Genomic DNA, 25,124 nt, shown 5'->3' on the forward strand with positions numbered 1-25,124 from the left:
GCACGTCCCCTCACACGGAGGTCTCCGATGAGCGTTCTCGCTCTGGTCAGTCTCGCGCTGCTGCTGGTCCAGCTGGTGCTGGTGGTTCGGGTGGTGCTGGACTGGAGCGTGATGCTGGCCGGCCCGGCGATGCCCGGCTCCTTCCGGGCCCGCGCACTCGACGTGATCTACACGATCACCGAGCCGCTCCTGGCGCCGGTGCGTAAGGTCCTCCCGCCGCTGCGGGCCGGCGGCGTGTCGATCGACCTGGCGTTCATCGTGGTCTTCCTGCTGATCGCGATCATCCGCTCGTTCCTCTGACGGGCTGTGGCAGCGGGCCGGGTTCCGGCGGCGTCTCCGTGATCGGGGCGCCGCCGGCCCGGCCCGCCAGCACGAAGGCGGCCGGCAGCAGCAGGAGCGTGGCACCCGGCAGCACCGACAGCCCGTCGGCGGGGTAACCGGTCCCGTCGATGGTGAAGAGGATCTCGGCGACGAACATGAGCGGCATGATCGCGGCGAGGCAGAACGGGATGGTGGCCGGCACCGCCACGACGGTGAGCAGCGCCCAGAGCGCCGCGGTGCGTCCCCGCCGCCGGGGCCGGTGCCGTCGCAGCACGGCGGTCACCAGCACGGCGAGCGGCAGCGACAGCGCGACACCGTAGATCGCGATCTCACCGGTCGCGCCGTTGCCGAGGTAGACGCCGAACCCGGCCAGCAGCACCGCCGGCAGAACGGTCAGCAGCGCGATCGCCACCGGCCGCAGCCGGTGCGGACCGGTCGCGACGGCGGTGACCGTGCCGAGCACCACCATCGCGACGGCCACCCCGGCAGTGGTGACCGGCAGCCCGACCGGCATGAACGGATGGTTCTCCGGCGGGGTGCCCTGCGCGAACAGCAGCGGTCCGAGCCCGGCCGCGGCGATCGCTGCGGCGGTGGTGCGCAGGCGGGCGGCGGCCTCCGCGGCCCGGCCGGCCAGCGCCCAGCCCGCGGCGATGATCACGGCCGCGGTCAGCAGGGCGATGCGCAACCCGCCCATGCCGGTCACGTCGCGGGTCAGGAGCACCGACTCGGCCGCGAGCAGGCCGGCGGCGACCACGGCGGCGGCACGCGGTCCGGACCGCCGGTCGGCCGTGGCGATCAGCACGCCCAGGGCGGTGAGCAGGATCGCGGCCCAGCGCAGCTCGGCCACCCACAGGTAGATCTCGCCGTCGCCGCCGGGCATCGGCGCGTTCTCGGACATCACCGGCATCGCCGGGGTGAGGTAGGTGACCGTGTACGCCCAGGCCAGCACACCGGACAGCACGGCCGCGACGCCGGCGGTCAGGGCCACCGGGGGGAGCCCGGCCCGGACGGTTCCCCCGGCGGCGGCCGGCTCGGGGATCCGGATCGGACGCTCCGGGGCGTACGCCGCCCGGCGCCCGTAGATGACGGCGAGCCACCCGTACGCGAGGAACGTCCCGGCCAGCGCGCCGGTCTGGACGATCAGCCCGGAGGCGTCCGGCCGCAGCACGTCGGTGTCGAAGGACATCGACAGGGACGCCACGGCCGCCTTCCCGCCCTGGGCGAGCAGCACCGGGACGGTGGCCAGCACGGTCGCCAGCGCCGCCACCACCGGCACCCCGGCCAGCACCAGCGCGGTCGCGGCCGGACGACCGGCCCGGGCTGCGGCGGCCCCGGTCAGGGCGGTCAGCACGGTCCAGGCGACCGCCCCGATCGCGGTGGTCGGGTGTGGCAGCAGGCGTCCCTCGCCGAGCCCGCCGAGGAGCAGGGCCGGCACCACCGCCAGCGGAGCGAGCAGGGCCGGCCCGGCCACGCCGAGGCGGCCGTCGCGGGCCATCGGCAGGCGCCGGCCCAGCCACCGGGCGACCGGCACGCACCACAGCGTCAGAATCACCGCGTCGGTCACCGGGGCGCCGTCGAAGTACAGCCACATCGGGACCTCGCGGCCGAGGATGCCGAAGATCAGCTGCCAGAGCGGCCCGGACAGCTGGACCACGCCGACACCGAGCAGTGCGGCGAGCATGAGGGCCGCGGCCGGGCTCAGCGCCGGGCGGGCCTCGGCCCACCCGCGCGGAACACCGGCGGCGTCCCGCACGGGTGGTGAGGTGAGCAGGCTGATCGCGAACCCGAGGCGCTTACCGGCGGTGCCGGGCCGCGCTTCGAGGTGGGCGAGCTCGGCCAGCCACTCCTGATGGAGTTCCTCGCGCAGGCCGGCGGGCCAGCGCCGGGCTGCCAGGCGCAACGCCTGCCGGGTGAGCCGGGTCAGGATCATGCGGGACACCGTAGCTCACCCTCTGCCGTTTCTCTACATAGGGGCTCAGCTCAGCCGATCCTCCACGAACTCGAGAGCCGCGGTATCGAAGAAGCTACGGCCGCCCGCGTGGTCGTCCCACGGGTACACCTCGATCTCCTTCAGCCCCTGGATCGCGTTGTAGGCGGCGAACACGCCGGACGGCGGGCACACGTCGTCCATCAGCGCCGCGGACAGGATCGACGGTGCCGTGATCCGCCGGGCGAAGTGGACGGCATCCACGTGGTCCAGCGTGCTCAAGGTCTGTTCGGCGGCCCGCGGGTTGGCACGGAGGAACCGCACCACCTCGGCGTACGGATTGCTGTCGGTGATCGTGATCGCCCGCTGGATGTCGCAGAGGAACGGCACCCCGGCGACCACGGCCGACACCAGGTCCGGCACCAGACCGGCAGCGGCCAGCGCGAGCGCCCCGCCCTGGCTCTTCCCGGTCACCACGAGACGGGACGGGTCCACGCCGGGCAGCTCGGCCGCGGTCTCCACGGCCCGTACCGCATCGGTGACCAGCCGCCGGTAGTAGAACGTCTCGGGGGCGAGCACGCCACGGGTCAGGAAGCCCGGGGTGGACGGACCGGCTCCGGAGTCGTCCGGGTCCGGGGTGTCGCCACCGCGCCAGGCACCGCCCTGGCCGCGGGTGTCCATCACCAGATGCGCATAGCCGGCACCGGCCCAGACCAGCCAGTCGATCGGCAGGCCGCGCCCACCGCCGTACCCGATGAACTCGACCGCGACCGGCAGCGGCCCGGTGGCACCCGCCGGACGGTTCAGCCAGGCCCGGATCGGCTGGCCGGAGTAGCCGGTGAAGGTGACGTCGTAGGTGGTGACACCACGGAGCGGGGTACGGACCTCGGCGAGTTTCGGCGACCGGGCCAGGTGGCGGGCACTCGCCAGGGTGCCGGACCAGAAGTCGTCGAAGCCGGCGGGCTCGGAGCGAGCGAGACGGTACTCGCGCAATTCGGGGAGCGGGAGGTCAAAAAGCGCCATGCCGATCACGCTAGGCGCCGGGGTTGGCCTTCTCCACCCCCCGAGTGCACGATGGGCGCGTGCCACCGGAAGCCACCCGCCCCGCTCCCCACGTCCTCGAAGCCGTCCTGGAGCGGCTGACCTATGTGAACGAGGAGACCGGCTACACGGTGGCCCGGGTCGCCACCTCGCGCAGCGGTTCGGACCTGCTGACCGTGGTGGGCGCGCTGCTCGGCGCGCAGCCGGGTGAGAGCCTGCGGCTGAGCGGCTGGTGGTCGTCGCATCCGCAGTACGGGCGGCAGTTCGAGGTCGTCTCGTACACCACGGTGCTCCCGGCCACCGTGCAGGGCATCCGCCGCTACCTGGGGTCCGGACTGGTCAAGGGCATCGGGCCGGTGTTCGCCGAACGCATCGTGGACCATTTCGGACTCGAGACCCTGGAGATCATCGAGACCGCGCCCGACCGGTTGATCGAGGTCGCCGGGCTGGGCCCGAAACGTACCGCCAAGATCACCGCGGCGTGGGCCGAGCAGAAGGCGATCAAGGAGGTGATGGTCTTCCTGCAGGGCGTGGGGGTGTCCACCTCGATCGCCGTGCGGATCTACAAGAAGTACGGCGACGCCAGCATCAGCGTGGTCAAGAACAGTCCCTACAAGCTGGCCGCGGACGTCTGGGGCATCGGGTTCAAGACCGCGGACACCATCGCGCAGGCGGTCGGCATCCCGCACGACAGTCCCGAACGGGTGAAAGCCGGCCTGCAGTACACGCTGTCGCAGGCCACCGACAACGGGCACTGCTTCCTGCCCGCCAACGAGCTGATGGCCGAGGCCGCGAAGATCCTCGAGGTGCCGGGCACGCTGATCCCGTCATGTCTCGACGAACTGGTCGAGGAGGAGGGCGTGGTCCGCGAGGACGACGCGATCTATCTGGTGCCCTTCCAGCGGGCGGAGCAGTCCCTCGCCTCCTCGCTCGTCGCCCTGCTGCGCGGCACCGCGGACCGGATGCCGCACTTCGGCGCGGTGGACTGGGGCAAGGCCCTGGGCTGGCTGCACCAGCGCACCGGCTCGACACTCGCGCCCGAACAGGAACAGGCCGTCCGGCTCGCGCTGACCTCGAAGGTCGCGGTCCTGACCGGCGGGCCCGGGTGCGGCAAGAGTTTCACCGTACGCTCGATCGTCGAACTCGCCGCCGCCAAGAACGCCAAGATCCAGCTGGTGGCGCCGACCGGCCGGGCCGCGAAACGGCTCGCCGAGCTGACCGGCCACCCGGCCGCGACCGTGCACCGCCTGCTCAAGCTCCAGCCCGGCGGGGACGCCACGTTCGACCGCGACAACCCGCTCGACACCGACCTGCTCGTCGTCGACGAGGCCTCCATGCTGGACCTGATCCTGGCCAACAAGCTGGTCAAGGCCGTACCGCCGGGCGCGCACCTGCTGCTCGTTGGCGACGTCGACCAGCTGCCCTCGGTCGGTGCCGGTGAGGTGCTGCGCGATCTGCTGGCCGCCGACGTGATCCCCCGCGTGCGGCTCACCCAGATCTTCCGGCAGGCCGCCGAGAGCGGTGTGGTCACCAACGCACACCGTGTCAACCAGGGCAAACCGCCGCGCTTCGAGGGCCTGACCGACTTCTTCCTGTTCCCCTGCGACGACACCGAGGCCACCGCGGAACTCACCGTGGACGTGGCCTGCCGCCGGGTCCCCCGCAAGTTCGGTCTCGATCCGCGCCGCGACATCCAGATCCTCGCGCCCATGCATCGCGGCCCGGCCGGGGCGGGCGCGCTCAACAACCTGCTCCAGCAGGAACTCACCCCGCACCGGGAAGGGCTGCCGGAACGGCGGATGGGCGGGCGGGTGTTCCGGGTCGGCGACAAGGTGACCCAGATCCGGAACAACTACGACAAGGGCGCGGCCGGCGTCTTCAACGGCACCGTCGGCGTGGTCACCGGGCTGTCGCCCGAGGAACAGACCCTGACGGTACGCACGGACGAGGACGAACTGATCGAGTACGACTTCGACGAGCTGGACGAGCTGGCCCACGCCTACGCCATCACGATCCACCGGTCGCAGGGTTCGGAGTACCCGGCCGTGATCATCCCGCTGACCACCAGCGCCTGGATGATGCTGCAGCGCAACCTGCTCTACACCGCCATCACCCGGGCGAAGCGGCTGGTCGTGCTGATCGGTTCCCGGCGGGCCCTGGCCGCGGCCGTGCGCACGGTGGGCGCGGGCCGCCGGTACACCGCGCTGACCCGCCGGCTGGGCTGAGAGGCTCCGGGCCATGTGCCGGCACACGGGGTAGCACATCGGACGGACACGTGGGCGGTGATTCCGGAAATCCGGCCGAACGGCCTTGTTCTCGGCACACTGGTACGGCTGTTTCCCGCCCCGCTCCCGGCACTTCCCAGGATCGCTAGGGTTGGCATTACAAGCCATTCTTCAGGCCCATTTCCGAACCATTCTCCGGTTTCGGAAATGGGGCTGCGGGAACCAACGGGGGAATTCTCATGTTTCGTTCGATGACGATGGGTACAGCACTTCTCGGTGCGCTCGCGGTGGCCGCTCCCGCGTACGCCGCGCCTGATCCGGCCCCTAAACCGGACAAGATGATGGTGATCAAGGTGGCGTCCGCCAATGGTTCCGGCTGCCCTAAGGGAACCGCGGCCATCCAGGTGTCACCGGACAACACCGCTTTCACGATCACCTACTCCGAGTACACCGCCTCGGTGGGCCCGAAGGCGACGCCGCTCGATTTCCGGAAGAACTGCCAGCTTCTGCTCGACATCCAGGTGCCGTCCGGATTCACGTTCGCCATCGCGAGCGCCGACTACCGCGGATACGCCAGCCTCCGGCCGGGGGCGTACGGCGAGCAGAGCAGCATCTACTACTTCCAGGGACATTCCCAGTCGACCAAGAGCACGCACAAGTTCAAGGGCCCGATGGAGGACGACTGGCAGCGCACCGACCACGTGGCGATCACCTCGACCAGCTTCCTGCCGTGCGGTGAGAAGCGCCACCTCAACATCAACACGGCCCTGCGGGTCAACCGCGGGACGTCGGACACCAAGAAGCACACCAACTTCGTGTCGATGGACTCGACCGACGCCGCGATCAACACGCTGTACCGGGTCGCCTGGAAGTCCTGCAAGTAAGCCGTTGCACCCCGGCCGCCGCGGTGTGCCTCAGCGGTCGCGGTCCACGAAAGCCGCCCAGCGGTCCTCCTCCGACGGCGGGTGCCGCCGCTCCTTCTCCCCGGCGGGAGCGGCGGACCCGGTCGGCCCCGCGAACCCCGCCGGCCCGGCGGGAGCGGCGTGCCGGGCGGCAGTGCCGGATGCGGCGGAAGCGACGGGACCGCCGGGAACGGTGTGCCGGCGGGCCGCCAGGAAAGCGGCAAGCGCCGTGGTGATCGGCACCGCCGCGACCAGGCCGATCGTGCCGACCGCGCTGCGTACCAGCTCCTGCGCGATCATCTGCGAGGTGAGCAGCTCACCGAGCGGGGTGTCGCCGGCCGCGAACAGCAGCATCAACGGCAGCGACGCACCCGCGTAGGCGAGCACGATCGTGTTGATCACCGAGGCGATGTGCGCCCGGCCGATCCGGGTGGCGGCCCGGTAGAGCTGCCGGAACCCGTACGCCGGATTGGCCAGCGCCAGTTCGGTGACGGTCGCCGACTGGGTGACCGTCACGTCGTCGAGCACCCCGAGCGAGCCGATCACGATGCCGGCCAGCAGCAGGCCGCGCATGTTCACGTCGCCGTAGGAGATGGTGAGGAAGTTCGACGTCTCGTCGGCGACCCCGGTCAGGTGGGTGCCGGCGGTGGCGGCGGCCGCAAGCACCGCGGTGATGGCGAGGCTGGCCAGCGTGCCGGCGACCGCGATCGTCGTGGTGATCGACAGCCCGTGGGTCAGATAGAGCACGGTCAGCATGATCGCGGCGGCGCCGACCACCGCCACCAGCACCGGCGACCGGCCGTCCAGGATCGCCGGGACGATGAACCAGAGCAGGATGCCGAACGTGACGCCGAGCCCGGCGAGCGCGGTGAGGCCCCGCCACCGGCCGAACGCGACCACCGCCAGCGCGAACGCCGCCCCGAGCAGCCACAGCCGGCTGCCCCGCTGGTGGTCGGAGATCGAGTAGCTCCTGCTGCCGTCCTGCTCGTTGAGCACGAGCAGCGTGACGTCGTCACCGGCCGCCACCTCCGGCGCCCCGGGGCCGGACGGGATGTCCGTGGTGATCTGTGTCCCGTCCTCCAGCCGGACCGTCACGGTGCCGCAGTTCTCCAGCGGCTTCTCCCCCTCCGGCACCGCCGGGCACTCCTGCGGGGTGACCGTGACCACCTGACCGGCAGCCGTGACCGGGCCGTCCGCGCCCTCGACCGACGGTGTGTCCCGCGGCCAGAGCAGCAGCATCCCCACCAGGGTCAGCAGCACCGCCGGCACGAGGAGCATCAGCGTGAGCCGCCGCCCCTGCGGAAGTTGCGGCAGGTCACCGTGCGCGTGGTGATGGTGGTCGGTGCTCATCGTGCTCCTCGACGCGGTCGGCGGCGGATCGTTCCCGCGAAACCGTACCCGGCTGTCGCGCACCGCCGTCTCAGCGGCGCTGAGCCAACGGCCCGCAAAACCCGGACCAAAACCCGGCTGGCCGGGGGTCAGGCCGAGCGGGTGCGGGTGCGCTTGGCACGGTCCTCGGCCGAGCGGCCGAAGACGAGCCAGAAGTCGGTGATCGCCAGGCTGAGCACGGGACGCCGGCCGGCCAGGTAGCCGAGCGGGCCGTCCGCTGCGGGCCGCCAGGCCGCGGAGGCCGTCCGCAGTCCGGCCCGGCCCCGCACCGGGGTCCGGCGCACCTGCTGGCCCAACTGCTGCGCCACCGTGAGACCGAGCGGGAATCGGCCCGGCAGCCGCCGTTTCAGGCGCATCAGCGCGGAGCCGAACGATTCACCCTCCGGGGCCGAGATCGTGGCGTCGACAAGCGGCTCGGTGTCCGCGTCGATCCGGAAGTCGGCCAGGTCCTTCGGGATGCCCCACAGGCGTCGGCCGCCCTCACGGGAGGCGACGCTGTCCACCCAGATGTCGGTGATGCTGACCCGCGGCCGGCCGCGCTCGTGGACCAGGACGGCGCTGAGCAGTTCCCGGTAGTGCAGGACGCCACCGGGTTCGTACGACACCCAGGCGGCACCGACGGCGACGCGCCCGCCGATGGTGAGCGGGCGCACCGCCGCGGCCAGGACCGGCGGCAGCGCCGGCATGTCACGACGGGGGATCAGGAACACCGACAGGTACATCTGTCCGCGCAGGTGCCAGGGCTCGGGCGGGTACATGCCTCCACCCTGGCATCCCCTGAGCGAACGTTCAATGCTCTCGATGGCCCTCGGCGACCGGGGACGGGTCTCAGTAGCGGAAGCGGGAGACCACGGCCTGCAGCTGGGCCGCCGTGGAGCTCAGGTCCTCGGCCGCGTGCCGCGTCTCGCCGACGGTGTCGGTGGTCCGGCGGGTCGCCTCGGAGACCGAGCCGATGGTCATCGCGATGTCCCCGGCACCGTTCGCGGCCTCGCTGAGGGTGCGGTTCATCTCGGCGGTCGTCGCGGTCTGCTCCTCGACGGCTGAGGCGATGGTCAGCTGGATCCCGTTGATCCGTTCGATGATCTCGGTGATCTCGCCGATGGCGGTGACCGCGCCGCTGGTGTCGGCCTGGATCGCCTGCACCCGCTGGGAGATGTCCTCGGTGGCCTTGGCCGTCTCCTGGGCCAGGTCCTTGACCTCACCGGCGACGACCGCGAAGCCCTTGCCCACCTCGCCGGCCCGGGCCGCCTCGATGGTCGCGTTCAGGGCCAGCAGGTTCGTCTGCTCGGCGATGCTGGTGATCACCTTGACCACGGTGAAGATCTCCTCGGACGAGGCACCGAGCCGGCCCACGATCGCGTTCGTCTCGGCGGCCACCCGTACGGCCTGCGCGGCCACCTCGGACGCCTCCGAGGTGGAGATGCTGATGTCGCGGATGGCGGAACCCATCTCCTGGGAGCCGGCCGAGACCACCTGCAGATTGTGCGAGACCGTGTCGGCCGCGCTGGCGACCGTTCCGGCCTGCACCGACGCCTCGCTCGCGGCCGCGTCCACGCCGCCGGCCACCGAAGTCAGCCGGCCGGCCGCGTCCTGCAGGGTGCCGACGCTGCCGCCGAGGTTCACCATGTCCTCGCGGAGCCGGGCCACGCCCTGGTCGAGGGCGGCAGCCATCCGGCCGATCTCGTCGCGGCTGTTCACTCCGGACGTACGGGTGAGGTCACCCTCCGCGAGCCCTTCGGCGATCCGGCCGACCGCCCGTACGGTACGGCGCACCCGGGCCGCGACCTGGAAACCGATCACCAGGCTGAGGATCATGCCGATCACCAGCACGACACCCACGGTCCACGCGGCGGAGGAGCCGGACTCCTCGGCGTCGCTGATGCTCTTCTCGGCCATCTGGACGGCCCGCTCCCGCAGAGCGGTCTGGTCCGCGCTGAGGGCGGTACGCAGCTTGTCGTACTGCTTGACCGACTCGGCGAAGTCGGCGGGTGACGTGCCCTTGGGGGGAGCGCTGATGAAGGCCAGGTAGTCGGCCCAGTCGTCCTTGGCCTTGGCGACCGCCTCGTCACCGGGCAGGTGCTTGTCGAGCGTGGTGAAGGCCTCGGTGACCGCGGCCTGGTTGGCGGCCATGCCCTGCTTGATCCGGTCGGCAAGCGACGGGTAGAGCTGCATCGAGGACATGTTGCCGCTGAACGCCTCGATGTTGGTGCTGAACGAGCCGACGGCCGACTCGATCGCCAGCGACTGCCGGTGGGCCGACGCGGCGTTCTGGTTCAGTTCGTGGATCGTGTTCACGGCGAGCCCACCGACGATCAGTCCGCTGACCGTGGCGGTCATCGCCGCGGCCCCGATCTTGGTGCGCAGCGACCGGTCGTCGAACCACCTGCTCAGCGCCATCCCCGGTGTCCCCATCTCTCATCGTCCGGCCTTCGACCGCATGATCGGCACCGATGGTGCGCGCTTGAGGAGGCGCCCGTCCCCAGTCTTCCGGGGCGGGCGGCTCCGGCGTGCCGAGTCGTTCAGATTGACGGGAGGGACGGGTGGGACGTCAGGGCGCGGTGACGTCCGCCAGCGCCTGGAAGAGCAGCCAGGTCGAGGTGGCTCCGGGGTCCTGGTGGCCGGCGCTGCGTTCGCCCAGGTAGGAGGCGCGGCCTTTGCGGGCGGTCAGGGCGGTGGTGGCCCGGGCCCCGTCACCGGCCGCCCGGGCCGCGCCGGCCGCCGCCTCGGGCAGGGCGGCACCTCCGGCCACCGCCTCCTCGAAGGCCGCCAGTGCCGGGTCCCAGGCGTCCACGATGGTCTTGTCACCCGGGGCCGCCCCACCCAGTTTGGACACCGCGTCCCGGCCCGCCCGCAGCGCGTGGGCCAGATCGGCCAGGCCGGCGGACGGGCCCGGGGGCAACGCCTTGCCGACGGCGCGCAGGGCGCTGCCGTACAGGGGGCCGGAGGCGCCGCCCACCTTCGAGATGAGGGTGGCGCCGGCCCGGACGAACACGTCACCCACGCCGGGGAACTCGGTACTGTCCAGCACCGCGACGACCGCGGTGAAGCCGCGCCGCAGGTTCACCCCGTGGTCGCCGTCGCCGATCGCGGAGTCCAGGCGGGTCAGCAGGTCGGCTTCGGCGGTGACGGCGCCGGCGGCCGCGCGCAGCCAGGCGGTGGCGAGAGCGACGTCCACGTCACGCGCCCCAGCGCAGTCCGGGCGTACGCACCGGAGCGTCCCACAGGCGCAGCATCTCGTCGGTCACCCGGGTCACGGTGATCGACAGGCCGGCCATGTCGAGGCTTGTCACATAGTTGCCGACCAGCCGGCGGGTGATCCGCACGCCGCGCTCGGCCAGTGTCGTGGCGACCTCGCCGTACACCAGGTAGAGCTCCAGCAGCGGAGTCCCGCCCAGCCCGTTCACCAGCACGATCACCCGGTCGCCGTCGCCCACCGGCTTGGCCTCCAGAATCGCGTCGAGAGCCGAGCGGACCAGCTCCCGCGCCGGACGCAGCTTCTCCCGGCGGCGCCCGGGTTCGCCGTGGATGCCGACGCCCACCTCGATCTCGTCCTCCGGCAGGTCGAAACCGGGACGTCCGGCGGCGGGGGTGGTTCCGGCGGTCAGCGCGTACGCGAACGACGCGGACGCCGCGTTCACCTCGCGCCCGATCGCGGCGACCTCGGCCAGCTTGCCGCCCTCCTCGGCACGGGCGCCGGCGATCTTCTCCACCAGCAGGGTGGCGCCGGTGCCACGCCGGCCGGCCGTCCACGTCGAGTCCTCCACCGCCACGTCGTCGTCGACCAGCACGCTCTCCACGCTGATCCCCTCGTCGGCGGCGAGCTCGGCGGCGAGCTGGAAGTTCATCACGTCCCCGGTGTAGTTCTTCACCACGTGGACCACCCCGGCACCGCCGTCGACGGCCTTCGTGGCGGCGAGGATCTGGTCCGGAACCGGGGAGGTGAAGACCTCGCCGGGGCAGGCGGCGTCGAGCATCCCGGGGCCGACGAAGCCGCCGTGCAGCGGCTCGTGCCCGGAGCCGCCCCCGGAGACCAGCGCGACCTTGCCGGGCCGGGGCGCGCCGACGCGGCAGATGTACCGCTCGGCGGTGTCCACCCGCAGTTCCTCGGGGTGGGCTGCGGCGAGCCCGGCGAGGGCCTCGGCCACCACGTCGTTCGGATCGTTGATGAATTTCTTCACGGCCGGCTCCTTTGCCTCGGTCCCTCCCTCAGCATGGTCGCGCTGAGTGATTCGGCCAAGCCTTTGGCGTGACTACGATCGGGATCCATGGCGTACGTGGGGATCGTGCTCGTGTCACACAGCCCGTCATTGGCGTCCGGCCTGCGGGATCTGCTCGCGCAGGTCGCCGGCCCGGACGTCCGGGTGGAACCGGCCGGTGGCACCGAGGACGGCACGCTGGGCACGAGTGCGGAGCTGATCGAGGGCGCGGTCCGCCGGGCCGAGGCCGGGGCCGGGGTGCTGGTGCTGGCCGATCTGGGCAGTGCCGTGCTGACCACCCGTACCGTCCTGGAGGATCTGCCGCCCGGCCCGCGGCTGGTGGACGCCCCGTTCGTGGAGGGCGCGGTCGCGGCTGCGGTGCTCGCCTCGACCGGCGCGGACCTGGACACCGTCGCCGACGCCGCCCGGGAGGCCCGTGATGTCCCCAAGTTCTGAGACCGTCGTGCTGCCGGCGGCCCTGCACGCCCGCCCGGCCGGCGCGGTGGTACGGGCCGCCGCCGGGTTCACCGCGACCGTGGAGATCCGGTACGGCGAGAGGTCGGCGAGCGCCCGCAGTGCCCTGCGGCTGATGTCGCTCGGTGCGAACGCGGGCGCGACGGTCACCGTGCACGCCGACGGCGACGACGCGCCGTCCGCCGCCGCAGCGGTCGCTGAAGTTCTGAGAACCGCCGAGTAGTTCCGAAACTTTCGGGGCCCTTCCTCAGCATGGGCGCGCTCCCATCCTCATCATTACCGGGGAGAAAGGACAATTTGAACTTGGTGGATCACGGTCGGGATAACTAAAGTTTCGGCCGTCCAGAGCCATCCGTCGATACCCCGAATCGACTGGACCGAAGGCAGACCCCCATGACCCGTCCCCGTACCGTCCTCGGCGTGCTGGCCACCGGCCTGCTCGCCGCCGGAACGTTCGTCGTCCTGTCCCCATCCGCCGAGGCGGCCACCACCCTCGGCGCGGCCGCAGCCGAGAAGGGCCGCTACTTCGGTACCGCGGTCTCGCTCAACCGGCTGAGCGACTCGACCTACTCGAGCATCCTCAACCGCGAGTTCAACTCGGTCACGGCCGAGAACGAGATGAAGATCGACGCTCTCGAACCGCAGCAGAACCAGTTCAACTTCACCACCGCCGACCGGCTGATCACCCGCGCCAACGAGATGGGCGCCAAGGTCCGCGGCCACACCCTGGCCTGGCACTCGCAACAGCCCGGCTGGATGCAGAGCATGAGCGGCACCGCCCTGCGCAACGCCATGAAGAACCACATCACCCAGGTCATGACCCACTACAAGGGCAAGATCGACTCGTGGGACGTGGTGAACGAGGCGTTCGACGACAGCAACGGCGGCCGCCGCGACTCCAACCTGCAGCGCACCGGCAACGACTGGATCGAGGACGCGTTCAAGACCGCGCGCGCCGCCGACCCGGCCGCCAAGCTCTGCTACAACGACTACAACACCGACAACTGGAGCTGGGCCAAGACGCAGGGCGTCTACAACATGGTCAAGGACTTCAAGGCCCGCGGTGTGCCGATCGACTGCGTCGGCTTCCAGTCGCACTTCAACAGCGGCTCGCCGTACCCGGGCAACTACCGCACCACGCTGCAGAACTTCGCCGACCTCGGCGTGGACGTGCAGATCACCGAGCTCGACATCGAGGGCTCCGGAACCACGCAGGCCACCACGTACGGCAATGTGGTCAAGGACTGCCTCGCCGTCACCCGGTGCAACGGCATCACCGTCTGGGGCATCCGGGACACCGACTCGTGGCGCGCCAGCGGCACCCCGCTGCTGTTCGACGGCAACGGCAACCCGAAGCCGGCGTACAACGCGGTGCTGACCGCCTTCGGCGGCGGCACGTCCTCACCGTCGCCCTCGACCAGCGTGTCGGTGTCGCCGTCGACCAGCCAGCAGCCCGGCACCAAGACCTGTGCCGCGACCGTCGCGATCAACGCGTGGAACGGCGGATTCGTCGCCACCGTCACGGTCAAGGCGGGTACCGAGGCTCTGACCGGCTGGACCGCCGGCGCCTCCCTGCCGACCGGCGCCGCTGTGACGAACACGTGGAGCGCCACCGCGAGCGGCAACTCCGGGGCGGTGTCGTTCACGAACGTCGGCTACAACGGCACGCTCGCCGGGAGCGCGAGCACGTCGTTCGGCTTCCAGGGCACCGGCAACCCGCCGTCGACGACGCTGACCTGCACCGCCCGCTGACCCACGCGTGGTGACCCGCGCCCACATACGGACCGCGGGTCACCACGCAACAGGCGGTCAGCGTTCCAGGATGGCGACGACGCCCTGGCCGCCGGCTGCGCAGATGGAGATCAGGCCACGGCCGGAACCCTTCGCGGCCAGCAGCTTCGCCAGCGTGGCGACGATCCGGCCACCGGTAGCGGCGAACGGGTGACCGGCCGCCAGCGAGGACCCGTTGACGTTCAGCCTCGAACGGTCGATCGAGCCGAGCGGCGCGTCCAGGCCCAGCCGGTCCTTGCAGAACTCGGGCGACTCCCACGCCGCAAGCGTCGACAGCACCTGCGACGCGAACGCCTCATGGATCTCGTAGTAGTCGAAGTCCTGCAGGGTCAGCCCGTTACGGGCCAGCATCCGCGGGACCGCGTAGGCGGGCGCCATCAGCAGGCCCTCGTCGCCGTGCACGTAGTCGACGGCGGCGGTCTCCGAGTCGGCGAACCACGCCAGCACCGGCAGCGACCGCTCCGCGGCCCACTCCTCCGACGCCAGCAGCACCGCGGACGCGCCGTCGGTGAGCGGCGTCGAGTTGCCGGCCGTCATGGTGGCGTTCTCCGTGCCGTACACCGGTTTGAGTGAGGCGAGCTTCTCCAGGGTGGAGTCCGGACGCAGGTTCTGGTCCCGGGTCAGTCCCAGGTAGGGCGTCAGAAGATCGTCGAAGAAACCACTGTCGTACGCCGCGGCGAGCCGCTGATGCGACGTCAGCGCCAGCTCGTCCTGCGCGGCCCGGTCGATGTTCCACCTCAACGCGGTGATCGCCGCGTGCTCACCCATCGACAGGCCGGTGCGGGGTTCGGCGTTACGGGGCAGCTCCGGCTGAACCGCGTGCTGCGGGCGCAGCTTGGCGACAGCCCGCAGGCGCGCGCCGAGGGTCCGGGCCCGGTTAAGTTCCAGCAGCGCGCGGCGCATGTCCTCATTGACCTGGAGCGGGGCGTCGGAGGTGGTGTCCACGCCACCGGCCACCCCGGCGTCGATCTGCCCGAGCGCGATCTTGTTGGCCACCAGGATCGCGGCCTCCAGCCCGGTCCCGCAGGCCTGCTGGATGTCGTAGGCGGGGGTCCGCGGGTCGAGCCGCGAACCGAGCACCACCTCACGGGTCAGGTTGAAGTCGCGGGAGTGCTTGAGCACGGCGCCGGCGACGACCTCGCCGAGCTGGACGCCCGCCAGCCCGAACCGGGCGACCAGCCCGTCCAGGGCGGCGGTCAGCATGTCCTGGTTCGACGCCTGGGCATAACGGCTGTTGGATCGGGCGAACGGAATCCGGTTCCCGCCCAGCACGGCGACACGGCGCACGTTCGGCACGGCTATCCTCCAGATCGACACAGGAATGCTCATAGGGTTACTCACCGGTAGGCTACCGCTATGGCTGACAGGTACGCGAACTTCGCCAACTCCGGTCTCGGCCGGACCGTGGTCAAGCGCCTCGGGCTTCCTGATCCGCCGCGCCTGCGCCGCTTCCGGCCCGGCGATCCCCTGACCAACGGGCCGGTCCTGCTGGGCGCGGCGCCGGGCGGCCGGCTCTCCGAGCCGATCCGCAAGCTGCTGGCGGCGGCCGGCGTCGAGGTCACCGACCACACCACCGATGGCGTACGGGTCAGCGCGCTCGTCTTCGACGCCACCGGCATCGGGGACTCGGCCGGACTCGGCTCCCTCTACGACTTCTTCCACCCGTACGCCCGCGCCCTGGAGACGTCGGGCCGGGTGATCGTGCTCGGAACGCCTCCGGAGACCACCGCATCGCCGTCGGAGGCGATCGCGCAGCGGAGCCTGGAGGGATTGACCCGCAGCATCGGCAAGGAGTTCGGGCGTGGGGTGACCGCGCAACTGGTCCACGTGGCGCCCGGCGGCGAGGCGGCCGCCGAGTCGACGCTGCGGTTCCTGCTGAGCGGCCGTTCCGCGTACGTTTCCGGCCAGGTGATCCGGATCGGTGCCGGCACGGTGCCCACGCCGGCCGACTGGGACCGCCCGCTCGACGGCAAACTGGCCCTGGTCACCGGCGCGGCGCGGGGTATCGGTGCGGCCATCGCCCGGGTCCTGGCCCGCGACGGCGCCGAAGTCATCGCCCTCGACGTGCCGGCCGCCGGCGACGCGCTGGCCGGCGTCGCCAACGAGACCCGCGGCCGAGCGCTGCAACTCGACCTGACCGCTGAGGACGCGCCCGCGCGGCTGGCCGGATATCTGGCGGCCGGACCGCACGCCGGTGTCGACATCGTGGTGCACAACGCCGGGATCACCCGGGACAGGACGATCGCCCGGATGGACCGGTCCCGCTGGGACTCGGTGCTCGCGGTCAACCTGACGGCCCCCGAGCGGGTCAACGAAGTGCTGCTGGAACGGGACCTGATTCCGGCCGGCGGGCGGATCATCGGGGTCGCCTCGATCGCCGGCATCGCCGGGAACCGGGGTCAGACCAATTACGCGACGAGCAAGGCCGGGGTGATCGGGCTGGTCCAGGCGTACGCGCCGATCCTGGCCGGGCGGGGTGTCACGATCAACGCGGTGGCGCCGGGTTTCATCGAGACGGCGATGACCGCGAAGATGCCGATGGGCTTGCGGGAGGCCGGGCGGCGGCTGAACAGCATGTCGCAGGGCGGCCTGCCGGTCGACGTGGCCGAGACCATCGGCTGGCTCGCGTCGCCCGGCTCGGCGACGGTCACCGGCAACGTCGTGCGGGTGTGCGGCCAGAGTCTGCTGGGGGCCTGACGTGGTGGCGGTCGTCGAACTGAGCTCCGGGCCGGGCACCACGGCGGCGTACGCCCGGGCGGCGCTCGGCCTGGTCCCCGGCTTCGCACCCCGGGGCGGCACGCTGCCCGACGTCGAGTTGCGGCAGCGCGGGGTCACCGCCGACCTGGCGCATCTGAGCGCCTATGACCGGGTCTGCGGGTTCCGGCTCACCGACACGCTGCCGGCCACCTATCCGCACGTGCTGGCGTTCCCGCTGGCCATGCGCCTGATGACGGCCCCGGACTTCCCGCTGCCGCTGATCGGCCTGGTCCACATCCAGAACCGCATCACCATGGGCCGTCCGATCCCGTCGGGTGCCGCCCTCGACCTCGCGGTCCGCGCCGAGGCGTTGCGCGACCATCCGCGGGGCCGTCAGTTCGACGTCGTCGCGACCGCCGCGATCGACGGCACCGAGGTCTGGCGTGGTGTCTCCACCTATCTGCGTCTCGGGCCCCGGACGGCCGGTGCTCCGGTGAACAGGTCGTCCGGTGACAGCGCGGCGGCCACGGTGGACGGCGGGAGTCTCTGGCGGGTGCCGGAGCGGGTCGGCACCGACTACGCCGCCGTCTCCGGCGACCGGAACCCGATCCACACGTCCCGGCTGGGGGCGCGGCTGTTCGGGTTCCCCCGGCCGATCGCGCACGGCATGTGGAGCAAGGCCCGGGCTCTGGCCGCGCTGGAGGGCCGCCTGCCGGACGCTTTCACGGTCGATGTCGCCTTCCGGAAGCCGGTGCTGCTTCCGGGCCGCGCCACCTTCACCGCCACCCCGGCCGACGGTGGCTGGACCTTCGCCCTGACGTCCCGCCACCCCCACCTCACCGGAACCGTGACGCCCGCTCCCCCACCGACCGCCGGCCGCACCTGAGACAGGCAGAACCGGCCCGGAGTACCGCCGTACGGCATGATCGGGTTTGATCGATGTGGTTGTCAGGGCGATGGCGCACTCGTAAGGTTACCGACGAGTTAACCTGCTGGCGGAGGGGCTGTCCGTGGAGTTCTGGCTCGATCTCAACGACGAACAAACCGAGTTGCGCGACTGGGTGCACGGGTTCGCCGAGTCCGTGGTGCGACCGGCCGCGGCCGAGTGGGACGAGCGGGAGGAGACTCCGTGGCCGATCCTGCAGGAGGCCGCCAAGATCGGGCTGTACGGCTTCGAGTTCCTCGCCAACACCTGGGCGGACACGAGCGGCCTGAGCCTGCCGATCACCAACGAGGAACTGTTCTGGGGTGACGGCGGGATCGGGATGGCGATCTCGGGCACGTCACTCGCGGTGGCGGCGATCTTCGGGTCGGGCACGCCGGACCAGATGGCCGAGTGGATCCCGCAGTGCTTCGGCGACGCGGCCGACCCGAAGGTGGCGGCGTTCTGCAGCACCGAGCCGGAAGCCGGTTCCGATGTGGCGTCGATGCGGACCCGGGCGGTCTATCACGAGGCGACCGACGAGTGGGTGCTCAGCGGCCAGAAGGCTTACGCCACCAACGGCGGGATCGCCAACATCCACGTGGTCATGGCCAGCGTCGATCCGTCACTCGGTTCCCGCGGGCAGGCCGCGTTCGTGGTCCCGCCCGGCACGAAGGGCCTGGCCGGCACCCGGAAGCTGAAGAAGCTGGGACTGCGGGCCTCGCACACCGCGGACGTGTTCCTCGACGACGTGCGGGTGCCCGGCAGCTGCCTGCTCGGCGGCAAGGAGGCCCTGGACAAACGGCTGGCGCGGGCCCGGGAGGGCCAGCGGCGGTCCGGGCAGGCCGCGATGCGCACGTTCGAGCTGTCCCGGCCGGCGGTCGGGGCGCAGGCGCTGGGTATCGCGCGGGCGGCGTACGAGTACGCGCTCGAGTACGCGAAGAACCGGGTGCAGTTCGGCCGGCCGATCATCGAGAACCAGGCGATCGCGTTCGCGCTGGCCGACATGCGCACCGAGATCGACGCTGCCCGCCTGCTGGTGTGGCGCGCCGCGTGGATGGGCCGCAACGACAAGCCGTTCACCGCCGGCGAGGGCTCGATGTCGAAGCTGAAGGCCGGCGAGGTGGCGGTCGCCGTGACCGAGAAGGCGATCCAGATCCTCGGCGGCGCCGGTTATCTGCGCGAGCACCCGGTCGAGCGGATGTACCGGGACGCCAAGATCTACACGATCTTCGAGGGCACCTCCGAGATCCAGCGGCTGGTGATCGCCCGGGCCGTCTCCGGCGTGCAGATCCGCTGATCGGCGCGCCGGGGAGCTGCGGCAGGCCGCCGCAACTTCTGAACACGAGTTTTCCTCCCCTTGCGTCAACGGTTCGGCCGGAGTGGACCACGTCGTCCACTGTGGCCAGGCTGGGAACATGCTGCTGCTACCGGCCGGCGCGTTCCACGCGATGTTCCGGTCCTTCGAGCGGACCGCGTTCCACCTCGAGGTGCGCGACCTCTACCGGACGCCGGAGGAGGCCGCGCCGTTCCAGCGGTTCCTGGACGGCGAGCCCGACGACGCCGCCTGGCAGCGTCCGTGGCTCGACGTGGTCCGCGAGGTGACCGAGGGCGGCCGCAGCGTACGCCGGCTACGCGTGGTCTCGGTGCCGCACGCCGACTACACCCGGTGGCTGCTGCACATCTCCGGGTTCAACGTGGAGGCCGGTGAGGAGATCCGGTGGCTGCCCCGGCCGGTGGCCGGCGGACTGCCGGTCGGTGACGACGACTTCTGGCTCTTCGACGACCGGCGGGTGGTGTTCACCCTGTTCGCGACGGACGGCACCACCGCCTCCGGTGCCGCCACCGAGGACCCGGCGATCGTGCGGCACTGCGTCCGGGTCCGGACCGCCCTGTGGGCGGCCGGCATCCCGCACGACGACTACGTCAAAGGTTGACCTCGATCCGCATACCGGCGTCGGCGTCGTCCCGGCGCGGCAGGGTCGCCGGGTCGGGCAGGTCGAGCAGGTCGTTCTCGGGCGCGGCGATCAGCCCGTTGCGGTGCGCGATGAGCCGGCCCGCCGACACCAGGTCGTCGAGCATCGCGGCCAGCCGGGCGGCGCCGGTCCGGCTGCCGCTCCAGCCGAACAGCCGGCCCGCCGCGGCGAGCAGGTCCTCACCCTCGACCAGGCCGGCGTCCAGCACCAGGTATTCCAGGGCGAGCTGAAGCTCGGCGTCGGCGACCTGGTCGGGCTTGCGGGACACGTCGCCGGCCGGCACGCGCACGGCCGGGATCGGCGCGTCCGGAGCGGTTACGAACGTGCCGTCGAAACCGGTGCGGGACTGCCGGACGGCAGCCTCGATCGCGGCCTTGATCTGCTGGGTGAGGCGGCTGATGTTCCAGCCCTCACGGATCCGGCGGGTCAGGACGGTCAGGTGCACCGGGCCTTCCACCTCGGCGATGTGTTCGACCGTACGGATCAGCAGGCGCCGGGCCGTCTCGTCGTCCAGGCGGGTGGCCGCGGGCAGCGGTGCCACTTCGGCGCGCTCGTACGGCAGCGCCCACTCCGGACGCTGGGCCGGGCGGGCGGTCAGCGTCTCCTCCGGCAGGTCGGCGAAGACGTCCGGGGTGGCCAGCGCGTTCTCGACGGCAACCCGCAGCCGCGCCTCCTCGGCCTCCCGGTCGGTGTACCAGGCGACGCTCCACACCCGGTGCAGCCGCCAGCCGAGCCCTTCGAGGACCTGGTCCTGGATGCGGTCCCGGTCGCGGGCCGACGGCGCCGAGCCGTCGCACCGGACCCCGAGCACGTAGGAGCCGTCCAGGCGTACACCGATGCCGATCGACAGCGCGTCCACCGGATGTCCCCAGCCGGTCAGGGTCTCGCGGATCGACTCCTCGAGCGGGCTGAGCGCCCGCGGCTCGCCGGCCGGTCCGCCGCGTGCGGCGTAGTCGAGGTATGCGGCCAGGCGGCGTTCGCCCTCGCACGCGGGCTCCCGCTCGGCGGTACTGATCGCGGAGACCACCTCGACCAGCTGCCGGGCCCGGGTGATCGCCACGTCGAGGCGGCGGACGCCGGTCGGTCCGCCGGCCGCGCCCAGGTCGGCACCGGTGGACAGGATGATCACATCGCGTTCGTCGCCCTGCGCGGCGTCGGCACCCTCGACCACGAAGTCGCCGAGGAAGCTCTCCAGATCGGGACGACCGGACAGGGCGGCCTCCACCGCGTCGGCGATCTCGTCGGCGTGCGCCGCGGTCAGCGTGACGACACCCAGCGACAGTGACGGCCGGGTGGTGAGGTGGTGCAGGACCCGTCCGGCGACCAGGGCCGCCTCGTTCTCCGGGCCGGTCTGGTGCAGCCGTACGCCCAGGTCCGGTCCGGGGTCGTGCGCGGCCGGGAAGGTGACCAGCCGATTCTGGTAGAACGCCTGGTTGGCGAAGGCGATCAGGCTCTCGTGCCGGCTGCGGTAGTGACCGGTCAGGCCGAGCCGGGTGAAGGCGCCGCAGTCGTTCGCGACCACCAGTACCGACGGCTGGTCGTCGGCGGGCGGCAGCTGAGCGTCGTCGCCCACGATCACCAGCGACGTGCCACGGTAGGCGCAGGCCACGGCGGCGGCCGGGGTCATCCGGGACGCCTCGTCGATCACCACGACGTCGAAGGTGGCCTGTTCGGGCAGCAGGCGGCTGACCGCCGACGGCGGCATGACCATGCACGGCTTGAGGGCCGCCACGGTGTCCCAGGCGGCGGCGAGCTGGTCGCGGACCGGCGGGTGACCGTCCGCGCGCAGGCCGGCGGCCCGGATCAGGGCGGGACCGCCGGCGCCGGTGACCTCCGGCCGCCGGGCGTTGAGCGCCTCGATCACCGTGCCGGCCGCGTCCTGGGCCAGTTCGGCGTCGAGGCGGCGGAACTCGTCGGCCAGTTCGTCGCGGGCGGCCGAGGCCAGCGGTTGCAGGCGCTCGTCCTCGGCCAGGACGGCGTCGATCCAGGCCCGCCGGGCGGCCCGCTCGAGCACGTCGCCGAGCTGCCGCACGTCCACGGCGTGGTCGGCGCAGTAGTCGACGACCGTGTCCAGGCCGTACTCGGCCAGCACGCCACGGGCGGCCAGATAGTCGAACCACTCACGCTGGCCGGACTCGTCGTCGAGCAGGTCACGCAGCAGGTCACGGGCGGTCTCGTAGCGGTCCAGAGCGGTGCCGAGCCGGACTTGCCGGGCCGGGCCGAACGCGTCGATGATCCGCTGCCGGGCGGTGTGCCAGGTCTCGAACAGTCCGGTCAGGTCGGGGGTCGGGCGGCCCGCGGTCATGGCGTGCGCCTGATCGTTGGTGAGGGCCGCGTCGGTGCCGGTGCGCAGCGTACGGGCGTGCGCGGTCCATTCGATGGCGTTCTCCAGAGCACGCAGGTCGGTCTGCTTGCCCCGATACACCGGCCCGAGCGTGAATTCGTAGCCGGGCCCGGCCGCGGTGAACGCCTGCTCGGCGTCGATGACGCCCTGGCGTACCTCGATGACCCCGATCGCCTCGGCGACGTTGAGGTCCCGGCCGACCGCGTCGCCGAGCTGCCGCAGCACGGCGGCGGTGTCGCGCAGTGGCGCGACCTGGGCACGCATCCAGGCGACGGCGTGCTGCACCGGGCCATGGCCGAGTTCCGGGCGGGCCGCCGCCTCGGGTTCCGGCCGCAGCGTGGCCCGCCAGTGCCGGAACACGTCGCGGGCCTCGGTGACCGCCCGGTGCAGTTCGTCGCCGGCCACGTGCGGGGCGCAGACGTACTCGACGACCTGGCCGAGCGCCTCGGGCGGGGTCACCCGCAGCACCTCGGCGACGGTCTGCAGGGCCCGGCCGATCGCCGGGAAGTCGGTGTCGAGCCGTTTCCAGTAGCGGCCGAGCATCCCGGCGTGCTGCCGTTCGGTGGCGACCAGGCCCTCGTGGGCACGCCGCCAGGCGACCGCGAGCCCCAGCTCGGCGACCGCCTGGTCGACGCCGACGCCGGGCTGGGTGAACGCGGCCACCGCCTCCTTGTCGCGCCGGTGCGGTGCCAGCAGTTTGCGGGCGCCGCGGTGCACGTTGGCGAAGCGGTCGGCCAGGTCCTCGACCGGTTCGGTGAGCACCGCGTCGGTAAAGATCTCGCGGGCTCCCGCGCGGGCCTCCTGCACCGCCTCGACGTGCAGCCGCAACGTTCCGGCGGCCGTGTGGACGGCCGACTGCGCACCGGGTGCGAACCAGGACCGGTCCGGCTTGTCCGGCCGGGCGCCGAGTTCGGTGATCAGGTGGACCAGCTCGACGTCGGAGAAGGTGATCACGTCGGGCAGGCCGAGCCGGCTGGTCGCCCGGTCCAGGTTCCGTTGCTGGTGCTCCAGCTCGTCGGCGTCGGCGGTGAACCGGCTGGCCAGCGCTTTCGCCTCGGCGGCGGTGAGCGGCTCCAGGCGTACGGCCGGTGGTTCGAGCCGGGGCGGCTGCGGCACGGCGTCCAGTTCCATCGGGACGGCCAGGGTCTCCCACGCGACACCGGCGCGATGCCGTACCGCCTCGGCGGCCCGGCGGCTCACCTCGATCCGCTGGGCGAGTTCCTCGGCGGCCTGCCGCACCGGGCGCAGGGTGGTCGCGGTCAGCCACGAGTCGGCGACGCCGGGCGGGCGCTGGGCGGCATGCTCGGCGATCTCGGCGAGGGTGGCCGCATCGGCTGGCAGACGCAGGTGGAAGGCGTTGGTGACCGGCGCGTTCACGGCCGCGGCGGCGGCCAGGTCCTCCAGCGCGAGCAGCGCCTCCTGCAGGGCCTCGGCGAGGGGCTCCCGTTCGGCCACCTCACGCCACCGGAACCCGCTGCGCTCGAGGGCGGGCCGCCACGCCCCGGTCAGGCGGTCGGCGGCACCGCGGATCCGGGTCAGCGCGGCGTCGGTCAGGGCGGTGGCTTGCAGGGCCGGCACCGGCACCTCCGGCACCCCGGACAGCCGGGCGAAACGCCCGATCACGTCGTGCAGGCTACGGGTCAGTGGTTCCCGCGGTTCATGCACGGCGCGGGCGTACGCGTTGAGCTGCTCCCGCCGCGTGCGGAGCAGGTCACGGGCGGCCGGGTCCATGCCCGGCGCGGGCAGCGGCGTGGCTTCCAGCGCGGCGGCCAGCGCGGCGGCCACCTGCTTGCGGGACGCACGGGCGCCGTGCAGGTCGAGCAGATAGTTGCCGAGCCCGGCGGCGGCCAGCCGGTGCTGAACGGTGTCGAGGGCGGACGCCTTCTCCGAGACGAACAGCACCCGCTTGCCGGCGTGGGTGAGCGCGCCGATCATGTTGGCGACGGTCTGCGACTTGCCGGTGCCGGGCGGACCGTCGACCACGAAGCTGTGCCCCGCGCAGGCGGCCGCGACGCAGGCACGCTGGGCAGCGTCGGCGTCCAGGACGAGCGGCACGTCGTCGGGCGGGGCCAGCACGTCGATCTCGGCCGGGGAGAGCGGCTCGAAGGCGAACGCACCGGGTGTGCCGTCCGCCTCGGCCAGCGCGCGGACCACCGGATGGGTCAGGATGCGGTCCTCGTTGTCGAGCAGGTCGCGGCGGATCGCCTCGGCTGCCGGGTCGAACCGGGCCAGCACGGCGATCCCGGCGGTACGCCAGCCGGACTTCCTGCTGACGGCCGCGCCGATCGCGGCAGTCAGCGCGGCCACGTCGAAGTCGGCCAGCCCGGCGCCGTCCAGCAGGTCGTCCACCTCGGGCAGGGTGACGCCGAGCGGGGCCAGCCGGGCGGTCAGCGCCGGGTTGACCACCGGGTCACCGGCGCCGGCCCGCAGCCGCGGCACCTCGCCGGGGCCGAGGGTGACCAGTTCGGCGGGGATCAGCAGCAGCGGGCTGGCGTGTGCGGTACCGGCCGGGTCCTGCCAGTGCAGCAGGCCGACGGCCAGGTACAGCACGTCGACGCCGCGGTCCGCCTGTTCCAGCTGGGTGTGCCGGCGCAGGCGCCGCAGCAGTGGTTCGAGCACCCCGTCGGGCAGGTCGGTCCGCAGGGCACCGGCGCTCTTCTTCGCGCCGGTACCGGTCAGCGGGCAGTCGCGGCCCTGGCGCAGCGCGTCCACGACACCGGCCGGATCGGGGGCGACGATCTCCACGAGGTCGGCGCCACCCCGCGGCAGGTCGATGAGACGGTTGGCACCGGCGGGGTCGATGATCCCGTCGCGCCAGGCCGCGAGCGCGGCCCGGACGTCGTCGCCCGGGCCGGTCTGTCCTTCAGCATCATCCGGCCGCATGTGCCCATTCCAGCAAGGCGATCGGTGCTACGTTGC

At 72.2% G+C, this 25,124-nt stretch carries 19 protein-coding genes; 10 read left to right on the plus strand and 9 right to left on the minus strand.

Translation table 11 applies throughout. The annotated features are described in order from the left end of the window. The first annotated feature begins 27 nt into the window (after positions 1–27). Positions 28–300 (plus strand): YggT family protein, encoded by a 273-nt coding sequence (locus AB0G04_RS07910; protein ID WP_360978339.1) that lies wholly within the window; start codon positions 28–30, stop codon positions 298–300. On the opposite strand, the gene AB0G04_RS07915 is transcribed toward AB0G04_RS07910, so the two are convergent. Beyond that, positions 281–2,260 carry a hypothetical protein gene (locus AB0G04_RS07915; protein WP_360978342.1) on the minus strand — a complete coding sequence of 660 codons (1,980 nt, stop codon included), beginning with the start codon at positions 2,258–2,260 and terminating at the stop codon, positions 281–283. The genes AB0G04_RS07910 and AB0G04_RS07915 overlap by 20 nt on opposite strands. A gap of 36 nt (positions 2,261–2,296) precedes the next feature. Beyond that, complete coding sequence (locus AB0G04_RS07920; protein ID WP_360978345.1) at positions 2,297–3,271, minus strand: acetylxylan esterase; 975 nt, start codon at positions 3,269–3,271, stop codon at positions 2,297–2,299. A gap of 59 nt (positions 3,272–3,330) precedes the next feature. On the opposite strand from AB0G04_RS07920, the gene AB0G04_RS07925 reads away from it, so the two are divergent. Continuing rightward, entirely contained in the window at positions 3,331–5,514 is a 2,184-nt protein-coding gene (locus AB0G04_RS07925; protein WP_360978348.1) for an ATP-dependent RecD-like DNA helicase, read from the plus strand. A gap of 251 nt (positions 5,515–5,765) precedes the next feature. Beyond that, a complete protein-coding gene (locus AB0G04_RS07930; protein WP_360978351.1) occupies positions 5,766–6,398 on the plus strand; it encodes a DUF4360 domain-containing protein in 633 nt (210 codons plus the stop codon). A gap of 30 nt (positions 6,399–6,428) precedes the next feature. Here AB0G04_RS07930 and AB0G04_RS07935 read toward each other — a convergent pair whose 3' ends face one another. The 5 genes from AB0G04_RS07935 to dhaK form a co-directional block, all read right to left on the minus strand. After that, positions 6,429–7,766, minus strand: a complete 1,338-nt coding sequence (locus AB0G04_RS07935) for a YibE/F family protein (protein ID WP_360978354.1) — start codon at positions 7,764–7,766, stop codon at positions 6,429–6,431. Between the two features lie 128 nt (positions 7,767–7,894). Beyond that, positions 7,895–8,563: an acetoacetate decarboxylase family protein gene (locus tag AB0G04_RS07940; RefSeq protein ID WP_360978357.1), complete on the minus strand. Its 669-nt coding sequence runs from the start codon at positions 8,561–8,563 to the stop codon at positions 7,895–7,897. A 70-nt stretch (positions 8,564–8,633) separates the two neighbouring features. Beyond that, positions 8,634–10,202 (minus strand): methyl-accepting chemotaxis protein, encoded by a 1,569-nt coding sequence (locus tag AB0G04_RS07945; protein ID WP_360978360.1) that lies wholly within the window; start codon positions 10,200–10,202, stop codon positions 8,634–8,636. A gap of 151 nt (positions 10,203–10,353) precedes the next feature. Continuing rightward, entirely contained in the window at positions 10,354–10,980 is a 627-nt protein-coding gene (dhaL, locus tag AB0G04_RS07950) for a dihydroxyacetone kinase subunit DhaL (RefSeq protein ID WP_360978363.1), read from the minus strand. Between the two features lies 1 nt (position 10,981). Then, complete coding sequence (gene dhaK / locus AB0G04_RS07955) at positions 10,982–11,983, minus strand: dihydroxyacetone kinase subunit DhaK (RefSeq protein ID WP_360978366.1); 1,002 nt, start codon at positions 11,981–11,983, stop codon at positions 10,982–10,984. Between the two features lie 87 nt (positions 11,984–12,070). On the opposite strand from dhaK, the gene dhaM reads away from it, so the two are divergent. The 3 genes from dhaM to AB0G04_RS07970 all read left to right on the plus strand — a co-directional run bounded on the left by dhaM (position 12,071) and on the right by AB0G04_RS07970 (position 14,227). Continuing rightward, a complete protein-coding gene (dhaM, locus tag AB0G04_RS07960; protein WP_360978369.1) occupies positions 12,071–12,457 on the plus strand; it encodes a dihydroxyacetone kinase phosphoryl donor subunit DhaM in 387 nt (128 codons plus the stop codon). Further along, a complete protein-coding gene (locus tag AB0G04_RS07965) occupies positions 12,441–12,698 on the plus strand; it encodes an HPr family phosphocarrier protein (protein ID WP_360978372.1) in 258 nt (85 codons plus the stop codon). The genes dhaM and AB0G04_RS07965 overlap by 17 nt, the downstream gene beginning before the upstream one ends. A 170-nt stretch (positions 12,699–12,868) precedes the next feature. After that, entirely contained in the window at positions 12,869–14,227 is a 1,359-nt protein-coding gene (locus tag AB0G04_RS07970; protein WP_360978375.1) for an endo-1,4-beta-xylanase, read from the plus strand. Between the two features lie 57 nt (positions 14,228–14,284). On the opposite strand, the gene AB0G04_RS07975 is transcribed toward AB0G04_RS07970, so the two are convergent. Beyond that, a complete protein-coding gene (locus AB0G04_RS07975; RefSeq protein WP_360979353.1) occupies positions 14,285–15,562 on the minus strand; it encodes an acetyl-CoA C-acetyltransferase in 1,278 nt (425 codons plus the stop codon). A gap of 60 nt (positions 15,563–15,622) precedes the next feature. Between AB0G04_RS07975 and AB0G04_RS07980 the strand changes: the two genes are divergently transcribed. The 4 genes from AB0G04_RS07980 (at position 15,623) to AB0G04_RS07995 (ending at position 19,822) form a co-directional block, all read left to right on the plus strand. Beyond that, the gene (locus AB0G04_RS07980; RefSeq protein ID WP_360978378.1) at positions 15,623–16,963 is read left to right on the plus strand and encodes a 3-oxoacyl-ACP reductase; all 1,341 of its coding nucleotides are present in this window, start codon (positions 15,623–15,625) and stop codon (positions 16,961–16,963) included. Position 16,964: 1 nt separating this feature from the next. After that, positions 16,965–17,849 (plus strand): MaoC/PaaZ C-terminal domain-containing protein, encoded by an 885-nt coding sequence (locus AB0G04_RS07985; protein ID WP_360978381.1) that lies wholly within the window; start codon positions 16,965–16,967, stop codon positions 17,847–17,849. Between the two features lie 124 nt (positions 17,850–17,973). Next, entirely contained in the window at positions 17,974–19,185 is a 1,212-nt protein-coding gene (locus AB0G04_RS07990; RefSeq protein WP_360978384.1) for an acyl-CoA dehydrogenase family protein, read from the plus strand. A gap of 118 nt (positions 19,186–19,303) precedes the next feature. Further along, a complete protein-coding gene (locus AB0G04_RS07995) occupies positions 19,304–19,822 on the plus strand; it encodes a DUF6879 family protein (RefSeq protein WP_360978387.1) in 519 nt (172 codons plus the stop codon). On the opposite strand, the gene AB0G04_RS08000 is transcribed toward AB0G04_RS07995, so the two are convergent. Beyond that, entirely contained in the window at positions 19,812–25,088 is a 5,277-nt protein-coding gene (locus tag AB0G04_RS08000; RefSeq protein ID WP_360978390.1) for a DUF3320 domain-containing protein, read from the minus strand. The two genes, AB0G04_RS07995 and AB0G04_RS08000, sit on opposite strands and share 11 nt — an antisense overlap. Positions 25,089–25,124: the final 36 nt, after the last annotated feature.

This window comes from Actinoplanes sp. NPDC023801, assembly GCF_040639655.1.
GTDB lineage: Bacteria > Actinomycetota > Actinomycetes > Mycobacteriales > Micromonosporaceae > Actinoplanes.

Excerpts from the sequence above, each read along its gene's own strand:
- AB0G04_RS07910 (WP_360978339.1), top strand. The coding sequence starts at position 28 with ATGAGCGTTCTCGCTCTGGTCAGTCTCGCGCTGCTGCTGGTCCAGCTG.
- AB0G04_RS07920 (WP_360978345.1), bottom strand. The coding sequence starts at position 3,271 with ATGGCGCTTTTTGACCTCCCGCTCCCCGAATTGCGCGAGTACCGTCTC.
- AB0G04_RS07930 (WP_360978351.1), top strand. The coding sequence starts at position 5,766 with ATGACGATGGGTACAGCACTTCTCGGTGCGCTCGCGGTGGCCGCTCCC.
- AB0G04_RS07935 (WP_360978354.1), bottom strand. The coding sequence starts at position 7,766 with ATGAGCACCGACCACCATCACCACGCGCACGGTGACCTGCCGCAACTT.
- AB0G04_RS07940 (WP_360978357.1), bottom strand. The coding sequence starts at position 8,563 with ATGTACCCGCCCGAGCCCTGGCACCTGCGCGGACAGATGTACCTGTCG.
- AB0G04_RS07945 (WP_360978360.1), bottom strand. The coding sequence starts at position 10,202 with ATGGCGCTGAGCAGGTGGTTCGACGACCGGTCGCTGCGCACCAAGATC.
- dhaM (WP_360978369.1), top strand. The coding sequence starts at position 12,071 with ATGGCGTACGTGGGGATCGTGCTCGTGTCACACAGCCCGTCATTGGCG.
- AB0G04_RS07965 (WP_360978372.1), top strand. The coding sequence starts at position 12,441 with ATGTCCCCAAGTTCTGAGACCGTCGTGCTGCCGGCGGCCCTGCACGCC.
- AB0G04_RS07970 (WP_360978375.1), top strand. The coding sequence starts at position 12,869 with ATGACCCGTCCCCGTACCGTCCTCGGCGTGCTGGCCACCGGCCTGCTC.
- AB0G04_RS07980 (WP_360978378.1), top strand. The coding sequence starts at position 15,623 with ATGGCTGACAGGTACGCGAACTTCGCCAACTCCGGTCTCGGCCGGACC.
- AB0G04_RS07995 (WP_360978387.1), top strand. The coding sequence starts at position 19,304 with ATGCTGCTGCTACCGGCCGGCGCGTTCCACGCGATGTTCCGGTCCTTC.
- AB0G04_RS08000 (WP_360978390.1), bottom strand. The coding sequence starts at position 25,088 with ATGCGGCCGGATGATGCTGAAGGACAGACCGGCCCGGGCGACGACGTC.